This is a genomic window from Paenibacillus sp. DCT19, from assembly GCF_003268635.1.
Taxonomy (GTDB): domain Bacteria; phylum Bacillota; class Bacilli; order Paenibacillales; family Paenibacillaceae; genus Paenibacillus.
Map to the genome: position 1 here is coordinate 3,229,994 of NZ_CP029639.1, position 19,297 is coordinate 3,249,290.

Sequence of the window (19,297 nt, forward strand, 5' to 3'; positions counted from 1 at the left end):
ATCCTACGAGCCTTGGTTGTATACAACCAAGGTTTTTTTGGTTCTAGAGAAGGTAGGCTCGTTGCCTCTGCAATGGTAGAATAGCTACAGAATGGCGCACATTTTTCATTCAACTTCAGCGTAAGATGCTGTAATCTATGAAACATTCCGATTGGAGGATTCTTATGTATAAACTGATGATCGTAGAAGACGAGTTACTCATGCGAGTTGGAATCCGTTCCATGCTTAACTGGGAGGAGTTCGGATTTCATATGGTAGGCGAGGCGGGGAATGGAAAAGAAGCCTTGGAGCTTGCTTTACAAGTTTCGCCTGATCTCATCATTACGGATATTAAAATGCCTGTGATGGATGGACTAAAGCTGATCCAAGAGGCATCTTGCGTACTTAAAACGTGTAAGTTTGTCATACTAAGTAACTTTGACGAATTTCATTATGTAAAAGAAGCATTGAAGCTTGGTGCATCAGATTATTTAATCAAGAGTGAGATTACAGAAACAACTCTGATCGAACTCCTGACTACTATCGCGGAGAAACTACAAATTGAACAGATCAACCCGGTCAACGTAGCATCTGTGACACTTGATTATTCCAAGAGCTTACGGCACTTGAAGGATAGCTTTTTCCAAGATATTGTAAGCGGATTCATAAATGAGAAAGAGATCGTAGCCAAAGCGGAGGAACTGCAGTTTCGCATCCAATCGGATCAGCTCGTCGTGATCAAGTTCTTCGTTAATTATTACGAGAAAGCGAAGAAAAAGTATATCGAGAAGGGGGAGAAACTACTTCGATTTTCACTCCTGAATATTATGGAAGAGATCATCCCATCCAAATGGGAGAAGGAGATTTTTGTGGAAAGCTCCTCTGAATATTGGATTATCGTCAATGTACATCCTGAGACTGGCTCGATCTACGATGATCTGAATAAGTTATGCTCTAAACTCTTAACCTCTGTAAAGGATTTTATGAATCTATCACTCACAGCAGCTGTAAGTAGTATCGTTCCTGACTTCCGTTACATTAGAAAGGCATGTGAAGAAGCAGAATTCGCTCTACATCAAGGTTTCTTCATGGGTAGCAACCAGGTGCTGCACTATAATGATGTACTTCAAGCCCCGGCTCGGCAAGAGGTAGATGAAATGTTAAGCCCGGAGCAGGAACGAGATTTTCTCAAATTGTGGGTAAGCAAGGACTACAACAGCGCGAAGGATTTCCTTGAAGCAATAAGATCAAATCTGGAGGCGCAACGAGCGAATGAGACCAGTGTACGGAAGCAATATATTTTACTGATGGAAACGATACACTCGCATCTGTCTCGTGGGACAGAACGAGGTAAACGTAACGTTACAGAGAAATCACCTTATGAAATTGTACTCAAAGGAGAGTGTTGGGAAGATATTCATCAAGATATGTTGGAGCACATCGCTTATTATTTCAGGAACAATTCTCAGGACATGCAGGAACATACCCATGCAGACGTTGCGATCGAGATCATTAATAAGTACTATGCTGAGGATATATCGCTCCAAGGCGTAGCAAACCAGATTAACGTTAATCCATCGTATCTTAGCCGATTGTTCAAGCAGGAAAAAGGGGAGAATTTTATCGCATATTTAACGCGAGTTCGAATGGAACATGCGAAGAATTACCTTTTGAGCAAAGAGCTAAGAGTGTATGAAATCGCAGAAAAGGTAGGTTACCATAACTACACGTACTTCAGTAAAATTTTCAAAAGATCTGTAGGGCATACCCCTGAAGAATATCGAGATCTACAGCAGGAATCCTTGTAAACCATGAATAGGGGTGCATCCGATGAAGCAAGTCCGATTCGTTCGAATCCAGCACAAAATCATGGTGATCTGCATAACGGTTATTATCCTTCCGGTACTTGTGATGACCATCAATTCCTATTATTCTTCTGAACGATTATTGACACAGAATTATACGAACGTGCTGAACGATCTATCCAAGCAGACCAATATTCGAATAGATGAGTTTCTAAAAGAAATCGAAAAAATTACACTCCTCGCGAGCAATGGACTTAGTAATGATCTATCTGCGACGCCTGAAGGCAGTTTTCCAATTCAAGACTTTCTACGAAATAGTGATGAGCAGCGAGAGATTGCAGCATACAATATTCTGATGAACTATATTATGATGAAGGATCGCGTATTCTCCATATATCTCTATAACCTGAACGGAGGACAAGATCTGTTTGTCAGTCCTCACCAGCCTATTGATCCAAACTACAAAGTAGCGAACGAATTGTGGTTCAAAAGGTTTTTGCATAGGAATGATCGAACCATCACCTTGACTACCCGAATTGATGAGCAATTGCAGAATAAAATCTTAGCAGTCTCACATGCGCGGAAAATTCATGATGTCTCTACGGGCAAACTGCTTGGTGTAATCGTCGTTAGCATTGATATTAAATTTATTGAAATCGTTAATCGTAACTTGCAGGAGGGGCTGCGCTCCAGATTCATGATCGTAGATGAGGACGATAAGATTGTATATAACGTGGATGAGCGCTTGATTGGTACGTTGTTTCGGGGAAACGTGCGTCCACCTGAAGCAACGAATGTTGTAGTGACCAGTCCTTTAAGTCAGCAAAAGTGGACAAGTTATCTTTATATGCCTTTGGATGAGTTAACAGCTGACGGTAAAATTTTGGGTCGTAACTTGGTAACGCTTGCCGTCGTCATGTTTCTTTTTGCAGTCGTGTTATCTGTCTTTCTATCTCATGTCATTACAACGCCAATTAAGAGACTGTTACGTAATATATCCCTTGTAGAGAAGGGGCAATTCGAACAAGTTGAGCATATTCGCTCACGAGATGAGATAGGGCATTTGTCAGTAAGGTTTAACAAGATGTCCCATGAGCTAAAACGGATGGTTGAGCGTATGCAGCAAGAAGAGATGGAGAAGGCTCAAGCCGAGATGCGTGCACTCCATCATCAGATCAACCCCCATTTTCTGTATAACACACTTGGATCAGTCAAATGGATTGCCTCCATGCAGCAGGCTGACAAAATTGTGGAAATGACAGATGCACTAATCTCTATGCTCCGTTACGCCACAAGATCAGATAATAGTCTAGTAACCATTCGTGAGGAGTTAGACAACATTAAGAATTATGTAACCATTCAGAATGTGAGATACTACGGCTGTATTCAGATGAACTATGAAATTGAAGATCGACTAATGGACTACCGGATGCCCAAAATGATTCTACAGCCCATTGTTGAAAATGCGATTTTTCACGGTCTTGCCGAACGTGAGGATGATGGTGTCATAACGATACGGATTCAAATGAAGGGGAGTGATATTACAATCGAAGTTTGTGATAATGGAGTAGGTATGGAAGAGCATATGATCCAGAGCTTTATGACTGAGAAGTTAAGAGCAAGTGATGGCACAAAAGGGATTGGTGTCCACAATGTGCAGCGTCGCATTCAGCTTCATTTTGGAAAGTCTTACGGGATCCAGGTGGAAAGTGCAGTAGGGGAGGGCACGATTTTTACCATTCTTCTACCGGCTATATCTGATGACGATTATATATAATGAGAGTGAATAAACAAAAGGACTTGCAGTTCAGCCTGCAAGTCCTTTTGATATCGTTATAGCCAGCTCAGAGCATGAAATGCACGAATCATTTGCTTATCCTTTGACACTACCAAGCACCAATCCTTTAGTAAAGTACTTCTGTAGAAATGGATATACAAGCAGGATCGGTATGGCTCCTAAGAACATTTGAGCAGCGCGTCCCGTTCTGGCGTTCATCATGGATAACAGCTGGGTATAATCCGATCCAGATTTCAGCATGATTTGTTCAAAGCTCTGCAGGAGGGTCTGTAAATAACTTTGTAATGGATAATTGGCTGGATTGTTCATATAGATAATGCCATCAAACCAAGAATTCCAGTGGGCGACGATGCTGAACAAGCCGACTGTTGCAAGGGCTGGTTTGAGGAGTGGAAGTAAAATACGCAGCAAGACTTGCACAGGCCCAGCCCCGTCAATGATGGCGGATTCCTCAATCTCTTCAGGTAAGCCTCTAATGAAATTCATGAGAATAATCATACTGAACACGGGTAGAGCACCGGGCAGAATCAGCGACCAGATGGAATCGATCAGCCCCATTTTGACGACCACCAGATACGTTGGAATTAACCCTCCATTAAATAACATGGTGACGATGAAAAAGCCCATATAGATATTACGGCCCATCACTTTGTCCTTCGATTTGGATAGTGGGTAGGCAGTGAGAACAATCAATACAAGATTTACTAACGTTCCGAGTATCGTTCGTTTAACGGCGATCCAGAGAGAGGAGAAAAACGCTCCGCCTGTTAAGGCAAACTCATATGCTTTCGTATTGAATTCGACTGGCCAGAATGTAACACTACCTGCAGATACGGCTGAACTACTGCTGAACGATACAGCGAGCAAATTGATAAACGGCAGGATACAGAGTAGAGAGATGACCAGCAGTATCGTATAGTTCACAATATGAAACAGACGCCTGCTCAAACTTTTATCATAGACCATAATGAGAGTTCCTCCTTAGAAGATACGATAACCGGCCACCCTGTATGCCAGAATGTACGAGACCGCAACCAGAATACTGGAGATGATGGATTTGAATAATCCGACAGCTGTACCAATCGAATATTGAGCTTGCTGAATCCCTAGTCGGTATACATAGGTGTCAATAATATCTCCCGTCTGATAGACAACAGGGGAATACAGGTTATAGATTTGGTCAAATCCAGCATTGAGCACATTACCGAGAGATAACACAGTCATTAAAACGATGGTTGGCATGAGCAGGGCAGCGTAATGTAGATCGTTTGCTTCCATCGTTTGGCTCCATCAATCACTGCGGCTTCATATAGCCCGGGGTCAATGCTCGTAAGAGCTGCTAAGTAAACGACTGTTCCGAATCCGAATCCTTTCCAGATGTCACTTACAATCATAGTCCAAGGGAACAGGGACGGTGTGCCAAGAAAGGAAATAGGCTGAATCCCGAACACACCAAGGAATGTATTAACGATGCCGTTGGCACTAAGGATATCTAGCATGATACCGGCCATGATGACCCAGGATAAGAAATTTGGGATATATACGAGGGTTTGAAATGTACGTTTGATTCCACTATGGAGCACCTCGTTAAGCAGTAATGCGAAGATAACAGGGACGACGATCCCACCGATGATTTTGAACACAGACATGTACAATGTATTCCAGATCGTTCTTACGAAGTTGGGCTGATTAAATATGTGTGCGAAGTTGTCCCATCCAACCCAAGGTGAGTTGAAGCCCAGACCAGGATTGTATTTCTGAAAAGCAATAACAAGCCCGTAAAAGGGGATATAGCTGAAAATAAACACCAAGACCAGACTCGGGATCAACATGAGATGGTAGGGACTCTGCTGTTTCCATTTTCGCAGCATTCCAATTCCTCCGTTCTAGATGTGTTACATTTGTAACCGCTATCAAAAAGAGGGGTGAGACGAATCTCATCCCCTCACTGTAACCGACCGATTTATTTGCCGTAGGTGTCATTGACCGCTTGAGTGGCTTCATCGCCTCCGGCAGCACGCCAATTCTGGACAAGAACATCGAAGTAATCAATATTCTCGCTACCCATAATAATCTTCGTGAAGCCTTCAGTCAGAATATCATCCAGTGTGGAGCCGTAATTTGACAGTACTTCTGGAGAAACTCCCCATAACGCTGTTTTGATATAGTTCTCGCTGTCCAACACCTTCTTGGCAAGACTATAGGCATTCTTCGGCGCTCCTTGCTGCAAATAATCACCGACGGATCCTGGCGTTGCATTCTCCATAAACTCGACACTGTTGTTGTATTTCTGCCACATGCCCGAAGTGGTTAATCCGCTAGTGTCTTTGGATTGAAGAGCTGCGGATACAGCCTCGTACTGCTCATAATCGGAGTTAGGATTAAGTACGCGGAACGCACCTACAACATGTGCAATATCGTTGTCCAACAAGTCGGACAAGGTTTCATCAGATTCTTTACCACTGCCTTCGTCCACGATGTATGCGTAGTCGTTCAGGATTTTGATCACTTCTTGTGGGTTAGCGAATCCTTTTTTCATGACAATATAACTGTTGTTAGCGAAGAAGATGGATTGCTTCGCTTCTTGCCCATCAATCGTAGGGATAAGATAAGGATAGAAGATGGCGTCTTTGCCCAAATTGGATACCGTATCTACCCCAGGATTGTAACCCCACCATTGGTAGAAAGGCTGTATCCCCACTTTGCCTGCAACGATATCGGCATTCATAGCATTAAAGTCTTTGATGGCGAACTCTGGATCAATGATGCCTTGTTTATACCAATCTGCCCAGTCAGCAAGTGCCTTCTTCATTTCCGGCTGGATTGAGCCATAAGCCAGTTTTCCGGTGGAATCCTCAATCCACATATCTGGATGTGCGCCCCATCCAATTGCGAGCAGGTTCAAGTAATCTAGACTTTGATCTACCGCGATGCCATAACCGCCGTGCTTCTCCATAAACTTCAATGCGATATCCTTGACATCACCCATTGAAGTAGGGTCTTTAAGACCAAGTTCTTCTTTCCAATCGTTCCGAATCCAGACAAAGTCAGGTTGTTCAATTAATCCCCAGTGCATCTGAGGTATCCCGTACAATTTGCCGTCCTTCTTACCAGATTCGTAACTGTCCTTGTCCATTTCCATATAACTTTTAACTCGGTCTGAAGCGTGTTGATCAAACACTTCGGTTAGATCCATGACCATATCCGCTTCGATCAGCTGCTTCAATTGAGAGGGGTTAACTCTGAATACGTCTGGTAGGTCATTGGATGCAATTGCGAGATTTAATTTGGTATTGTACTCATCACTAACCCAGTCCGTTTTGACATTAATATTGAACTTTTCCTGGTAGCGCCGTATCCATACATTGTTTGTAATATCGTCACCCTGCGGATATTTCGCAGCCGTGTGCTCAGATGTTACGGTATGAATCGTTATGGTTCCTGAATCGCTGGTATCTGTGTCCGGATTCGTTGGATTTTGACCTACGCCGCTATCATTCGAGCAAGCTGCGAGTAGTACGGTTGACATGAGTAAAGACAAAACCACAGATCTCGTTTTCTTGTTCATGTACTTTCCCCCTTAATAGCCATAATGGAGTGAATGGTGCCTTGAAAATATTGTAATCGAGAACGGAATATCGGGATATAAACGTTATTGACGAAAAGCACTAAGTTTTTTTACTTTATCAAATCACAGAGGAAAAGTGAATCGAAGGTACCATGCACTAATTTTACTAATGTCTGATCTTATTTTTACTTCGAAGGAAAATCAATATTTAGATGAACATTTCAACATATGAAAAATTCACAATAGAAAAAACATATCTCCGCTGATCATATTGCGTATACCTCACATCCGCACACGCACCTTGAAAAACAACAAAAAGTAGCACATCTCAACGTCGAATACTACTATTTTTTCAGTTATCCAATCGTGGTTCAGAAGAGAGCGAATCCTGGAGAGGACATTATATCTGACCTACTCGCGGTAGAGGTTGTTCGAACAACGATGTTGTTACTTGGAGCAGGTATTGAATCAACCAGCCATATGATATCGAGCATGTTCTACTCCTTATTGTATGATGATGCAACATTGTACAAGCAATTGAGAGAAGACCCTGGCCTGGTGCCTAACACCGTTGAAGAAATGCTCCGTTATCGTTTCCAGATCTCGAAGAGACATCGCTAGCCACTTCTGCACCTGGCCAAAGTCTGATTCGTTTACCCTTGCAAGTCATCTAAGATAGAAATATCAGAGAAAGTCAGAAGGTCAAAAAAGGTCAAAAACTAAGAAAAAAAGATCTATTTCGGTATAACAGGCCATATTGCAAAAATATCGTTTGTTTTCGTTTTTCTCGCATTTTGATGATCATTTATTAGCGGATTATAATCGTAGATGTAAGCAACAACATACCAATCATATTTAAGGAGATGATGTTAATGTTTGAGATGACTCCGTTTCGCAAACGAAATGAAGACCTGTTCGGACACATGCTGAAATCCTTCAATGATATGTTTGACAATCCATGGGTATCTCCCCTGGGCAATAGCAATCAGCCATTCCGAACCGATATTCGTGAAGACGAGGACAAGTATTGGATTGAGGCGGATCTTCCGGGAATCGCAAAACAAGATATTGATATTCAGGTTCAAGGCAATGAATTGATTATTCGAGCGAAACGTCATGATTTTCAAGAGCATAAGGATGATTCCAATCTTATTATTCGGCAGGAGCGCCGATCAGGAGAATTCCTTCGACGTTTCTATGTAGAACGAATTGATGAAGACAATATCAAAGCCAGATTGGAAGATGGCGTGTTAAAGCTTGAAGTTCCGAAACGCTCAGGGGATGAGAACAACCAGAAACGCATTCAGATTGATTAATATGACGATAACACTTACGAAAGATACTCCTCAAGTTACACAGTATAGGTATTAAATATTGAATTCAATCCTCCATGGCAACATGGGGGATTTCTTTATTTTGGAGAGCTTAAGGGCCAAAGTTAAACTAGAAGTAAACAGGTTGATCACCGAGATGTAACTTAGCCTCTATATAATGAAAGCCATAACAGAAAGGAAGTGTTGTGGTTGCTTACTATCAATAACGTAGTCAAACGTCGTGGGAATCAACAAATATTATCAGGTATAAGCTTCAAAGCCGAACCTGGTAGAGTAACGGGTTTTTTAGGTCCGAACGGGGCAGGTAAAAGCTCTACACTCCGCATCCTGCTCGGATTAGATCGCGCCACCTCAGGGAGCGCATTAATTAATGGGTTTCCATTCAGAGAATTACAGCATCCCCTAACTACAATAGGTGCTGCACTTGATGGATCAGGAGCTCATCGTATGCGAACAGGACGAGCACACTTGCGCTGGATTGCTCGTGCAGCGGGATTGTCGCTCACACGTGTTGAGGAAGTTTTGGAAATCGTAGGTCTGAGTGGCGCGGCTGGTAAAAGAGTAGGCAGTTACTCCCTTGGTATGGGGAAAAGGCTTGGAATGGCGGCTGCATTACTTGGTGATCCGCAAATATTGGTATTCGATGAACCTGTAAACGGGCTCGATCCAGAGGGTATTCGCTGGATTAGGAGGTTTTACGTGAGCGTGCAGAGTCTGGAAATACGGTGCTACTATCAAGTCATCTCATGGGAGAACTTGCAGAGACGGTTGATGATGTGGTGATCATTCAGAAGGGGAAAATCGTTGCAGATGGAACGTTGGAAGAAGTTACGGGCAACTATACCACGTTAGAGGAAGCTTTTTTTGCGCTTACAACAACGGAAAATGCAGGTGATGTTGGGTGAGAGCTTTCAACGCGGAAATGTCTAAATTGTTCTCCCTTCCGAGCATCTGGCTTGCCTGCTTCATTGGAGCGTTTGCCCCAGCAATCTTTGCTGGCTTGGATAGTCTCGCAGAAAAAGAGGATATTATCGCTGGAATTAGCACAAGGTTAGCGGAAGTTGGATATGTCGGATTAGGTTTTGGTGTGCAAGGAGTTATCATCCTTGGTGTGCTTGCTGTAAGCAGTGAGTATTTCATAGAGAGCAGTGAATCTGGTGGAGGACGACAGATTACAACAAGTTTATCTGCAGTGCCATCCCGACTTCATTTTCTGTTGGCAAAGGCAGGGGCTGCGACAGCAATCAGCCTATTGTTATGTATAATGGCTATTGTGACAATTGTGCTATCAACTAAGTTAATTCTTGGTGAATATGCTCCCACATTTGAATGGTTCAGGCTTTTCGGTGCAGTTTGCTACTGGGTGTTCACTGCGCTCATAGCGTTCGGGCTTACTGTTCTAACCAAGAATAGTATTATCCCACTCACTATACTTATGATAAATTCATCTGTTGTTTCATTTAGTATCTTGCTTGCCAAGGTTACAACATTAGCGGTGTATTTACCAGATCGCGCCGGCATTGATATGTTTATGTCGATGAGCGACAGATATCACACTCCACTCACAGGTGGCTTGGTCATGTTTACATGGGTAGTTGTTCTTATGATTGTTGCAGCTGTTGTATTTCATAGGAGGGATGTTGCATCATGAATATCTCTTCTAGTAAAAAAATCCCACGAATTTTGTTTAGTGAACTAAATAAATTAGTTACACTGCCATGGATTTGGATCACACTGATAAGTACATTCATAGCTAATTTATGTTTCGTAGCAGCTTTCACTTCTGCTTCTGCTGGTTTGCATGAGACAGTAGGGACGCAAAATACATTAGATATAGGACTTGCGTCCATGGTATATCTTCAGGCGGGCTTCATGATTCTCGGTACTTTAGCTACTTGTTCGGAGTATACGGGTGGACAGATACGAACGACTTTAATTACTGTACCTTGGCGTGGCCTACAATTATCCATGAAACATGTAGCATTGGCCATCATAACCATTCCTGCGGCATTTATAATTGTTTTATCTGGCGTGCTATATCCGTTATTCATAATGAGAGACACTGTGGCAGGGATTGAACTAGATATGATCATAAAATCATTAGTAGGCGCGACTGGCTATTTAACATTAACCACACTTCTCAGTGCAGCGGTAGGTGCTATAGTAAAAAGAACGACGCCTGCTTTAGTGGTGCTGCTTTCATATTATTTTGTACTGAGTCCATTGTCGAGAGACTTGTTACCTCGTATTAGAGATTACTTTCCAGATACGGCAGGATTGTATATGTACATACCGCCTTCCTCTGATGTAATTAATCACTTTACACCCTTACAAGGGGCAGGCATTTCTTTGTTATGGACACTAACCTTCATTACATTAGCGATTCTACTGTATCTTAAGCGAGATGCTTAAGCGTAGAGCTTATGAATTCATTCTACTGAAATTAACGAATAAATATAGTTATTCCAGACGAAACGGATGATTGACCCATCTCTTGCGATACTGGTGGGGCGTGACATCCATCTGTTCCTTGAATAATTTGCAGAAGTAAGATACGTTACTCAAGCCGATTTCCTCCGCAATGAGCGAGATCGGTTTATTTGTTGTAGTTAACAAGCGAACAGACTGATGAATTCTGCGAGCAGCAATAAACTGAGAAATGCTGACCCCAGTGGCGTTTTTGAATAAATGTGAAAGGTGATAGGAAGATAGGTGCAACGATTGAGCCAGCTCATCTAAACGAAAAGGAACATGATAATTTTTTTCGATCCAGCCCAGGATTCGCTCTACTTGATGATTTTTGCGTTCGGTTGGGGAGACGGCTGAGTTGACCTCGAAGTCATTCCATAACGGTTTGAGATGATGTAGGAAGTTCACCAGAAACAGTGAAATTTCTTCTAACCGATTCGATTCGTCCCAATGGGACATTTGCTCTTGAAAGCTCTTGAATAAGTGAACCAAAATGTGCTGATCATCCAGATCATAGAAGCAGGGCGAGGACAGTTTCCCTACATAAATATGTCTGAAAAACGCATGTAAAACAGGCCATTTCTCAAAATAGGCTTCAAACATAGCGGGCTCGAAAATAGCCAAAGATCGTTCAAAACATTGATTGTTGGAATAATCCAATCTCAGGTGATGGAGCTGATACGGCTGAAAAATGCAGAACATGCCCTGCTTAATATCATAGCTTCGATTATTAACAATCATCGTTCCACTACCTTGGTGGATCAATAACAATTCGATGCCTAAGTGAGAATGAAATGTCTCCATATGCTCGTTATTTATACTTTTCCGCCTATACCCGAAATGAAGGGTATTTTCATTGAACTTGTACAGATCATATCGCATACCTCAACATCTCTCCCCTGTATTGTTATCCAGCATGTTTACTATAACGAAGCTCCTTCAAAACCGCAACATAGCGTTATTTTATCCACATTACAGGATCACAATAGACCGTTATCCTAAGATACCATGATGTTAAGAGCATCTAATGTGAAGAGGGGGATTTATGATGTTAAAGGTAGCGATTATAGGTACAGGGGCTATTTCCAACGCTCATATCCATAGTTATTTGCAATTTGGAGAGCGATGCGAGATTGTAGCGCTGTGTGATCTGTATCCTGACAAAGCTGAAGCAAAAAAGAGTGAATTTAATCTGAACGCCAAAATTGTTAGCGATTACAAAGAGCTGCTTCACGCGGGGATTGATCTGATCTCGATCTGTCTGCCTCCGTATGAACATGCGCCGATCGCTGTTGATTTTCTGAATGCGGGGAGTCATGTATTGGTTGAGAAACCGATGGCATCATCGCTTGAAGAATGCGATCTAATGATTGAAGCCGCCCAGAAGAGCGGCAAGGTACTGTCGGTTGTGGCACAAAATCGGTTCACAAATCCAATCATGAAACTGAAAAATATGCTGGATACTGGACTTGCGGGAGCAATCCTGCATGCACAGGTAGATTCATTCTGGTGGAGAGGTCATTGTTACTATGATCTCTGGTGGCGTGGTACTTGGGAGAAAGAGGGCGGCGGCTGCACGTTGAATCATGCGGTTCATCATATTGATGCCCTGCTCTGGATGATGGGACGTCCTGATCAGGTGCAGGCGTTCATGAGCAATGTCGCGCATGATAATGCTGAAGTCGAAGATATATCCATTGCGATGCTTCGTTATCCGAATGGAGCACTGGGACAGATCACGAGTTCGGTTGTGCATCATGGTGAAGAGCAACAGTTCATTTTTCAAGGGCAACATGCTCGAATCTCAGCTCCTTGGAAAATTACGGCCTCCTCTTCACGAGCGAACGGATTTCCTAAGAAAAATGTGGAGCTTGAGGAACAGCTTCAAGAGGCGTATGATCACCTACCGAATCTACCTTACGAAGGACATACCGCTCAAATTGACAATGTCTTGACTGCCATTGAATCAGGGGAGCCGCCGCTAGTTGATGGAACAAGTGGTCGCAGCACCTTGGAGATGATCACAGCGATTTATAAATCAGCTAGTACAGGTGAGAATGTTAGCTTGCCACTTGTAGCTGGTGATCCCTTCTACACAAGAGCAGATGTTCAGCAACATGCGATTCACTTTTATGAGAAAAGCGGTCATGTTGAGAATTTCACGGAACAACAGATTACTATTGGTAGAACAAAGGAATGAACTATTAAAAGTCAAAACACAAAACGTCTGATATCGATGTTTTGTGTTTTTTGGTTCAACCTCTGACATAAGTTTTTGTGTGAAAAGCCATCCCATAATAGTCTCATATGTCCATTCATTATAGGCATGAAGTATTTTACAATAATCTAAACCTATGAGAACGGAGATCAAAATCATGAGTAACTATGTTATAGGCATTGACCTCGGTGGAACCAATATTAAGTCTGCCATCTTCAACATGGATTTTCAAATTGTTCACGAAAGAAGCGATCCGACGCAAGCAGCTAAGGGGCCAGCTCATGTATTACATAGAATTCAAGAAATTATTCAAGAGATGCTGCTGCACGAAGGTATCGATCAGTCTTCAATTAAATGCATGGGTATGGGCATTCCGGGGTTACTTGATCCAGAGGAAGGGCTGTCTATTTTCTCACCTAATTTTCCTGGTTGGGAAAACATTCATGTAGTGAATGTGATGAAAGAACATTTTGAGTTTCCAGTCTTCATTGATAATGATGTTCGGGTAAACATGTATGGTGAATGGCTGTTCGGTGCAGGCGTTGGATATCGCAACCTGGTATTAATCACATTAGGCACGGGTCTAGGATCGGGTATCGTGAATGATGGGAGGGTGGTTTACGGTACAACATCAAGCGCAGGTGAAATTGGACATATGAATATGTTCCGGGAAGGGCGACCTTGTCGGTGTGGAAGCTCGGGCTGTCTAGGCAGATATGTATCTGCAGTAGGCATGGTTAGAACGTTTACTGACAAGCTTGAAGAAGGTCGATCAAGTATCATCCTGGAATGGGTAGGAGACGACTGGACGACAATTACAGCCCATCTGATATCAGAGGCATACGATCTTGGAGATGCGCTTGCGATCGAAGTGATGCATGAAACCGGAACCATTCTTGGATTTGGACTAGCGAATGTGATTAACTTATTGAATCCAGAAGTCGTTATCGTGGGAGGTGGAATGTCGGCTGCGGGGGATCGCTTACTTGAAACAGTACGAGATACCGTTAGAAAACATGCCTTAGCACTTGCATCCAGTTCTTGTGAAATCGTTCAAGCTACATTGGGTAGACAAGCAGGTATGATTGGTGCGGCTGCGTACGCAAACAAACAAATGAATTCTAACAGCAACAAAAGTATCTTAAACGATTAGCGTGTGCTAGAACACAGAAGGAAGAAAATTATCGGTTGATCATTCCAAGTGTTCTAGTTCATTATGCAGATAATTGTCTTAATCAGTTATGAATTTTGATGATGTTACAAGATCACCTCGCCAGATGTAAAGCGCCAAAACTGGGTCGAGTTTTGATTCTGTGGTGTGTACGTTTCCGCTCTGATGAAGAATCATAGTACCTGGTGCTGTTGCTGTTGGCTGCTCATTACCTTTACTCCATATTCCTACCCCTCCGATGGGGATATATATTTCAACAGCAGGATGCACATGAGCAGGATAAAACGTTTCAGGAGCTAATAAGGTAAGACCAATCAGCAAGTGGTCAGCCATTCCTAGATCATCCGGTCCAATAATTTGTGTGAAGGATACTTGTGATTCTAGGCCTCAGGCCATAATTTCAATATGTTCTTTAACTCAGTTATGATCTCAGGATCTGTTGTCTCATATTGTTTGAGACGTTCGTGTAAACGAATTAAGAATGTATCTATAATCGGGTTCATCTCTTTCATAATTTTAGTTCGACCTCCAACTAATGTTCAAACGCTTGTTAAGGTAAGGATGCAATTCGTACCTAACACGAGCTTTTTTATATTTTTATGATAAACATCCTATGTACTATTTAGTGTCAATATGGAAGATGCCGATCTCATTATAGTGCTCCAGCTTGTAATCAATGGTACCCAGGCTACAGTTTAACATATCCATTTGCTTCAGAATATTTTGCCTATGCTGCTCCAACATCTCCTTCCGCTGTTCGCTAGTGCTGGAACCTTCCAGACATAACAGCATAAAAGCTTTGATATCCTCAAGTGGCATGCCACTGTCTCTCAGACAACGTACTAATTCCAGCCAACATATATCCATCTCAGAATATTTACGGGTACCGTATTCTGTCTTTTTCAACAAGGGCATCAGACCTGCCCGATCATAGAAACGCAGAGTGGAAGCAGGCAATTGGGTGCGTTCCGCGACTTGTTTAATCGAAAATTCCAAGCAAATCTTCCTTTCAAAAAAAATGGTTGAATGTCTTGACTTAAACCTAAGTTTAACCACTATCCTAAGATAGTACAATAGAGCGTTTACATGAATAGGCTCTAATCCAACCATTTTCATAAGGAGTGATTCAGTTGAAATACAGAAGACTGGGTAGAAGTGGATTGAAGGTAAGCGAGATTGGATTGGGAAGCTGGCTGACCTATGGATCGGCAACTTCAGAGGAAGTGGCGCGTGCATGTATGCATAAAGCGTACGAACTCGGCATTAATTTTTTTGATACATCGAATTCGTATCCAGGTGCCGAAGAAGTTATGGGGAGTACGTTGAAGGAGTATTCACGTAGTAGTTACGTACTTGCTACGAAGTTGTTTTTCCCACAAGGATCGGGACCGAACGATCGGGGGCTGTCCCGTAAACACATCGTCGAGCAGTGTGAAGCAAGCTTAAAACGATTGGGAACAGATTATATCGACTTATATCAATGTCATCGCTTTGATTCTGAAACTCCTGTTGACGAAACACTTCGAGCATTGGATGATCTGCAAGCACAAGGCAAAATTTTGTATGCAGGTGTCAGTGAATGGACGGCGGCGCAGATCGCGGAAGCATCAGGAATCAGCAAACGTCTGAACTTACGTCCGTTAATTTCCAATCAGCCGATATACAATATGTTTGAGCGCTATATTGAGAGAGAAGGTGTGATTAAGCAATGTGAGCAGGAAGGACTGGGACTTATCGTGTTCTCTCCATTGGCTCAGGGTGTGCTCACAGGTAAATATAAACCGGGACAACAGATTCCCGAGGGTACACGGGCTGCGAATAATCAGACGAACGGTGTCATCAACAGTTATTTGCGTGAGGATGTGCTCCAATGTACTGTCCAGCTATCTGAACTTGCTAATGAAATAGGAGCAACATTATCCCAATTCGCATTAGCATGGATTCTACGTCAGTCAGTGGTAAGCTCTGCGATTATTGGCTCTAGCAGACCCGCGCAGATTGAAGAGAATCTCAAAGCGGTTGAGCTTGAGCTTACATCCGATATCATCTCGGAAACGGAGAAAATTCTGTCTTCCATCAGCCATTTTGCGCCACTGCGATAATAAAGGATATAACACTTCATAGGTATGGACAATATCAGACCGAAATAGATTAACATGTGTGATAGATCACAGGACATTTGTTACCTGATAGGTTAGCTGTTTTTGCAGGCTAGCCTTTTTTTGGTCTATTCTCTATCAATAGCTAGATTCACTTCTAAATCGATATTGCCTTGGCGAGGTACCTACAAATTTTTTGAACTGACGCATGAAATGGGTGTCATTTTCATAACCACACGAGCTGGCTATTTCGGTTACCGACATCTCACTGTGATCCAAAAGGTACTTCGCATGTTCAAGCCTTCCGTTAATCATATCTATCATCACTGAGCAGCCAAACAACTGCTTATAAATATGCTGGAAATAAGATTTACTTACATTTAATCGGGAGGCAAGCTCTGTCACGGAAATACTCTGTTGAGGTGAGCGGTACAGTTCGCTACGTAATTCATTAAAGGGGACGTAATAACGACTCAGTTGATGAAGAACCGTTCGCTCGCGCAAATCACTCAATTTCATAAAGAAAGATCGAAGATCACAATCGATGATACGCTCACGTAGTGAACCATCGAGCCGGTTGAACTTTTGTAGCTCCATAATACATCTGGATATGAGCAGCGGATCGGATGCTTCAATCGGAGTATCCAGCGGGAAATTCAATTCCATCAGAAAATCAGTCAGGTCTGCGCCATAACAATGAAACCAGTCATTGATAAAAGGGTTCTCCAATTCACGATACGCATGAGGCGTCTCGGGGCGAAAAAGCATAAATGTATTTTTTTCTACAATCATCGTTTGCTCATATAGCGTCACTTCTGTACGGCTATTAAAGAATACAAACGTGTAATGACCTGATCCATTCGGGCGATTTCGGATAATTCCCTCATGGTGAATGGTATGAAATCCGCATGAAATTAACTTCAACATCGGTGTACACTCCTAGCACGATAGGTCAGTTTTTGATCATTATAGTTTATTGAAGGAGGGGATACAACGATCTATACTTGATCTAAAATACGAGCCTGGCGAAGGAGCGATGCATCATGCGAGACGACAGAAAATATTGGGTAGACACGTTAGTACAGATTGCACAACCTGTTTTACGTTCTTTATCGCAACAGAAATTGGCTGTAGAGATGCCTGTTGAAGCAAGCGCAGGTGACCGATCTGATTATACATACTTGGAAGCGTTGGGACGTACGTTGGCAGGGATTGCACCATGGATTGAGCATGGACCACGTTCGGGTGAGGAAGGTGAAGTTCGAGCCAGAATGGCTGTAATGGCAAGACAAGCAATCGAGGCTGCAACGGATCCAGCTTCACCAGACTATATGAATTTCACTACAGGCGGTCAGCCTGTAGTCGATGCAGCCTTTCTTGCCAATGCAGTTCTACGTGCTCCAAACGAACTATATGCACTGCTTGATGAAGAAGTGAAAACGAATTTAATCTCGGCGTTGATGGCTACACGAATGATTCGTCCAGTATTCAGCAACTGGCTTCTGTTTAGTGCCATGATTGAAGCTGCACTATTTCGAATGGGTGTAGAACAATGGGATCGTATGCGTGTCGATTATGCATTAAGGCAGCATGAGCAATGGTATAAAGGCGATGGTGCATACGGTGACGGTCCGGCGTTTCATTGGGATTATTACAATAGCTTTGTCATTCAACCTATGCTGGTCGATATTCTAGATGCAGTAGGCGATCAGTTTGAAGATTGGGCTGTACTTCGAGTTAACGTGTTGAAAAGAGCAGCGCGTTATGCGGCTGTTTTGGAACGAATGATCTCACCAGAAGGAACTTACCCACCCCTTGGGCGATCACTCGCATATCGTTTCGGGGCATTTCAGCATTTATCGTTGATGGCTCTGCGGGAAGAATTGCCTGAAAAGCTATTACCAGCACAGGTTCGCTGCGCACTTACAGCCGTAATTAAGAGACAGATTGAGATGCCAGGTACTTTTGATGAGCATGGTTGGCTCCGCATCGGATTTGCTGGAAGTCAACCCGCAATTGGGGAAGCCTATATTTCGACAGGCAGTTTATACTTGTGCACAACCGTATTTCTAGCCTTAGGCCTCTCACCTGACGCTGATTTCTGGCAAGGAGAGGCAGAGTGGACTTCACTGAAAGCATGGTCTGGCGGGGCGGTGGAGCTAGATGTAGCGATGTATGATAATTTTTAGTTTGTCTCTAAAAGAACTCATCGATCTCACCAACATATTGAAAAGAGTGAATATGAGTTCGCGTAAGTTCAATCACGTTTTGGATAAATGTCTCCCGTGATTCACGATATCCGCTTAAGATCCAATTGTTTAATAATCCAAAAAAACCATATGCGGTATAGTACTTGAAATACTCCATATTTACTGGGGAGTTGTTGATTGTCTCGAAGATAAACTGCTCCTCATATATTTTAAGTATTGTTTGTGGAAAACCTGTATGTAGACCGGGTAAGGTATCGTCATATTGAATCAATTCAAAGAATTCACGATGCTCGTAAATGTACTCTACGATTTGAAAAGATTCAGCTGTCAGCTTGCTAGTCAGAACCTTTTGACCGTGCCAATAAGGTCTTCCTACCGCACCTCGCAACCCTTTAAGTTTCATAGTTAAAAGTTCTTCACCAAGAATATATTTATCCTGATAGTGTAAATAAAATGTGCTTCGATTGTATCCCGCTTGCTCTACAATGTCCTTAACGGACACCGCATGAAAGCCTTTTTTCTTGATAAGTTGAATCAGGGCTGATTGGAGGTGTTCTTTGGTGCGATTGCGATGCTGAGTTGTCACAATAAGTTCATCATTCATTCAAAAAATCTCCTATTAATATCGACATTGTAGGGAGAAATG

The 19,297-nt window shown here is 42.6% G+C and carries 18 protein-coding genes and 2 pseudogenes; 12 read left to right on the forward strand and 8 right to left on the reverse strand.

All coding sequences use genetic code 11. The features are described from left to right. The first annotated feature begins 164 nt into the window (after nt 1-164). Nucleotides 165-1,787 carry a helix-turn-helix domain-containing protein gene (locus DMB88_RS14715; RefSeq protein ID WP_164848697.1) on the forward strand — a complete coding sequence of 541 codons (1,623 nt, stop codon included), beginning with the start codon at nt 165-167 and terminating at the stop codon, nt 1,785-1,787. Nucleotides 1,788-1,809: 22 nt separating this feature from the next. Next, nucleotides 1,810-3,561, forward strand: coding sequence for a cache domain-containing sensor histidine kinase (locus tag DMB88_RS14720; protein WP_128101949.1), 1,752 nt, complete (start codon nt 1,810-1,812; stop codon nt 3,559-3,561). Between the two features lie 96 nt (nt 3,562-3,657). Here DMB88_RS14720 and DMB88_RS14725 read toward each other — a convergent pair whose 3' ends face one another. The 3 genes and pseudogenes from DMB88_RS14725 to DMB88_RS14735 form a co-directional block, all read right to left on the reverse strand. Continuing rightward, complete coding sequence (locus tag DMB88_RS14725; protein WP_128101950.1) at nt 3,658-4,548, reverse strand: carbohydrate ABC transporter permease; 891 nt, start codon at nt 4,546-4,548, stop codon at nt 3,658-3,660. A gap of 15 nt (nt 4,549-4,563) precedes the next feature. Then, nucleotides 4,564-5,453, reverse strand: a pseudogene (locus DMB88_RS14730) (ABC transporter permease). Between the two features lie 92 nt (nt 5,454-5,545). Then, entirely contained in the window at nt 5,546-7,150 is a 1,605-nt protein-coding gene (locus DMB88_RS14735) for a type 2 periplasmic-binding domain-containing protein (protein ID WP_128101951.1), read from the reverse strand. 336 nt (nt 7,151-7,486) lie between these two features. Here DMB88_RS14735 and DMB88_RS14740 point away from each other — a divergent pair. From DMB88_RS14740 to DMB88_RS14760, 6 genes and pseudogenes are all read left to right on the forward strand, one after another. Next, nucleotides 7,487-7,768 (forward strand): annotated as a pseudogene (locus tag DMB88_RS14740) (cytochrome P450); the annotation flags it as partial. 254 nt (nt 7,769-8,022) lie between these two features. Beyond that, a complete protein-coding gene (locus DMB88_RS14745; protein WP_128101952.1) occupies nt 8,023-8,466 on the forward strand; it encodes an Hsp20/alpha crystallin family protein in 444 nt (147 codons plus the stop codon). 207 nt (nt 8,467-8,673) lie between these two features. Beyond that, on the forward strand, nt 8,674-9,267 hold the full coding sequence (locus DMB88_RS14750; protein WP_254438588.1) for an ABC transporter ATP-binding protein: 594 nt from the start codon (nt 8,674-8,676) through the stop codon (nt 9,265-9,267). Further along, nucleotides 9,261-9,389 (forward strand): hypothetical protein, encoded by a 129-nt coding sequence (locus DMB88_RS31735; protein ID WP_302476290.1) that lies wholly within the window; start codon nt 9,261-9,263, stop codon nt 9,387-9,389. Before DMB88_RS14750 ends, DMB88_RS31735 begins: the two co-directional genes overlap by 7 nt. Next, nucleotides 9,386-10,135 carry an ABC transporter permease gene (locus DMB88_RS14755; protein ID WP_128101953.1) on the forward strand — a complete coding sequence of 250 codons (750 nt, stop codon included), beginning with the start codon at nt 9,386-9,388 and terminating at the stop codon, nt 10,133-10,135. Before DMB88_RS31735 ends, DMB88_RS14755 begins: the two co-directional genes overlap by 4 nt. Next, nucleotides 10,132-10,896 carry an ABC transporter permease gene (locus tag DMB88_RS14760; protein WP_128101954.1) on the forward strand — a complete coding sequence of 255 codons (765 nt, stop codon included), beginning with the start codon at nt 10,132-10,134 and terminating at the stop codon, nt 10,894-10,896. Before DMB88_RS14755 ends, DMB88_RS14760 begins: the two co-directional genes overlap by 4 nt. A gap of 48 nt (nt 10,897-10,944) precedes the next feature. Here DMB88_RS14760 and DMB88_RS14765 read toward each other — a convergent pair whose 3' ends face one another. After that, complete coding sequence (locus tag DMB88_RS14765) at nt 10,945-11,835, reverse strand: AraC family transcriptional regulator (protein ID WP_128101955.1); 891 nt, start codon at nt 11,833-11,835, stop codon at nt 10,945-10,947. A gap of 166 nt (nt 11,836-12,001) precedes the next feature. Here DMB88_RS14765 and DMB88_RS14770 point away from each other — a divergent pair, with 166 nt between their 5' ends. After that, complete coding sequence (locus DMB88_RS14770) at nt 12,002-13,153, forward strand: Gfo/Idh/MocA family protein (RefSeq protein ID WP_128104456.1); 1,152 nt, start codon at nt 12,002-12,004, stop codon at nt 13,151-13,153. A 175-nt stretch (nt 13,154-13,328) separates the two neighbouring features. Next, nucleotides 13,329-14,324, forward strand: coding sequence for an ROK family protein (locus tag DMB88_RS14775; RefSeq protein WP_128101956.1), 996 nt, complete (start codon nt 13,329-13,331; stop codon nt 14,322-14,324). 78 nt (nt 14,325-14,402) lie between these two features. Here the strand turns inward: DMB88_RS14775 and DMB88_RS14780 are convergent, their stop codons facing one another. Next, nucleotides 14,403-14,699, reverse strand: a complete 297-nt coding sequence (locus DMB88_RS14780) for a dimethylsulfonioproprionate lyase family protein (protein ID WP_368028370.1) — start codon at nt 14,697-14,699, stop codon at nt 14,403-14,405. 261 nt (nt 14,700-14,960) lie between these two features. Then, nucleotides 14,961-15,338 (reverse strand): MerR family transcriptional regulator, encoded by a 378-nt coding sequence (locus DMB88_RS14785; RefSeq protein ID WP_128101958.1) that lies wholly within the window; start codon nt 15,336-15,338, stop codon nt 14,961-14,963. Nucleotides 15,339-15,472: 134 nt separating this feature from the next. Here DMB88_RS14785 and DMB88_RS14790 point away from each other — a divergent pair, with 134 nt between their 5' ends. Beyond that, nucleotides 15,473-16,444: an aldo/keto reductase family protein gene (locus tag DMB88_RS14790; protein ID WP_128101959.1), complete on the forward strand. Its 972-nt coding sequence runs from the start codon at nt 15,473-15,475 to the stop codon at nt 16,442-16,444. A gap of 135 nt (nt 16,445-16,579) precedes the next feature. Here DMB88_RS14790 and DMB88_RS14795 read toward each other — a convergent pair whose 3' ends face one another. Beyond that, nucleotides 16,580-17,368 carry a helix-turn-helix transcriptional regulator gene (locus DMB88_RS14795; RefSeq protein ID WP_128101960.1) on the reverse strand — a complete coding sequence of 263 codons (789 nt, stop codon included), beginning with the start codon at nt 17,366-17,368 and terminating at the stop codon, nt 16,580-16,582. A 116-nt stretch (nt 17,369-17,484) separates the two neighbouring features. On the opposite strand from DMB88_RS14795, the gene DMB88_RS14800 reads away from it, so the two are divergent. Beyond that, nucleotides 17,485-18,630, forward strand: coding sequence for a DUF2264 domain-containing protein (locus DMB88_RS14800; RefSeq protein ID WP_128101961.1), 1,146 nt, complete (start codon nt 17,485-17,487; stop codon nt 18,628-18,630). 7 nt (nt 18,631-18,637) lie between these two features. On the opposite strand, the gene DMB88_RS14805 is transcribed toward DMB88_RS14800, so the two are convergent. Next, nucleotides 18,638-19,255: a TetR/AcrR family transcriptional regulator gene (locus DMB88_RS14805; protein ID WP_128101962.1), complete on the reverse strand. Its 618-nt coding sequence runs from the start codon at nt 19,253-19,255 to the stop codon at nt 18,638-18,640. Nucleotides 19,256-19,297: the final 42 nt, after the last annotated feature.

Bases quoted from the DNA above. Each gene is read 5' to 3' on its own strand.
- DMB88_RS14715 (WP_164848697.1), top strand. From the start codon at position 165: ATGTATAAACTGATGATCGTAGAAGACGAGTTACTCATGCGAGTTGGA.
- DMB88_RS14720 (WP_128101949.1), top strand. From the start codon at position 1,810: ATGAAGCAAGTCCGATTCGTTCGAATCCAGCACAAAATCATGGTGATC.
- DMB88_RS14725 (WP_128101950.1), bottom strand. From the start codon at position 4,548: ATGGTCTATGATAAAAGTTTGAGCAGGCGTCTGTTTCATATTGTGAAC.
- DMB88_RS14735 (WP_128101951.1), bottom strand. From the start codon at position 7,150: ATGAACAAGAAAACGAGATCTGTGGTTTTGTCTTTACTCATGTCAACC.
- DMB88_RS14745 (WP_128101952.1), top strand. From the start codon at position 8,023: ATGTTTGAGATGACTCCGTTTCGCAAACGAAATGAAGACCTGTTCGGA.
- DMB88_RS14760 (WP_128101954.1), top strand. From the start codon at position 10,132: ATGAATATCTCTTCTAGTAAAAAAATCCCACGAATTTTGTTTAGTGAA.
- DMB88_RS14765 (WP_128101955.1), bottom strand. From the start codon at position 11,835: ATGCGATATGATCTGTACAAGTTCAATGAAAATACCCTTCATTTCGGG.
- DMB88_RS14770 (WP_128104456.1), top strand. From the start codon at position 12,002: ATGTTAAAGGTAGCGATTATAGGTACAGGGGCTATTTCCAACGCTCAT.
- DMB88_RS14775 (WP_128101956.1), top strand. From the start codon at position 13,329: ATGAGTAACTATGTTATAGGCATTGACCTCGGTGGAACCAATATTAAG.
- DMB88_RS14795 (WP_128101960.1), bottom strand. From the start codon at position 17,368: ATGTTGAAGTTAATTTCATGCGGATTTCATACCATTCACCATGAGGGA.
- DMB88_RS14800 (WP_128101961.1), top strand. From the start codon at position 17,485: ATGCGAGACGACAGAAAATATTGGGTAGACACGTTAGTACAGATTGCA.
- DMB88_RS14805 (WP_128101962.1), bottom strand. From the start codon at position 19,255: ATGAATGATGAACTTATTGTGACAACTCAGCATCGCAATCGCACCAAA.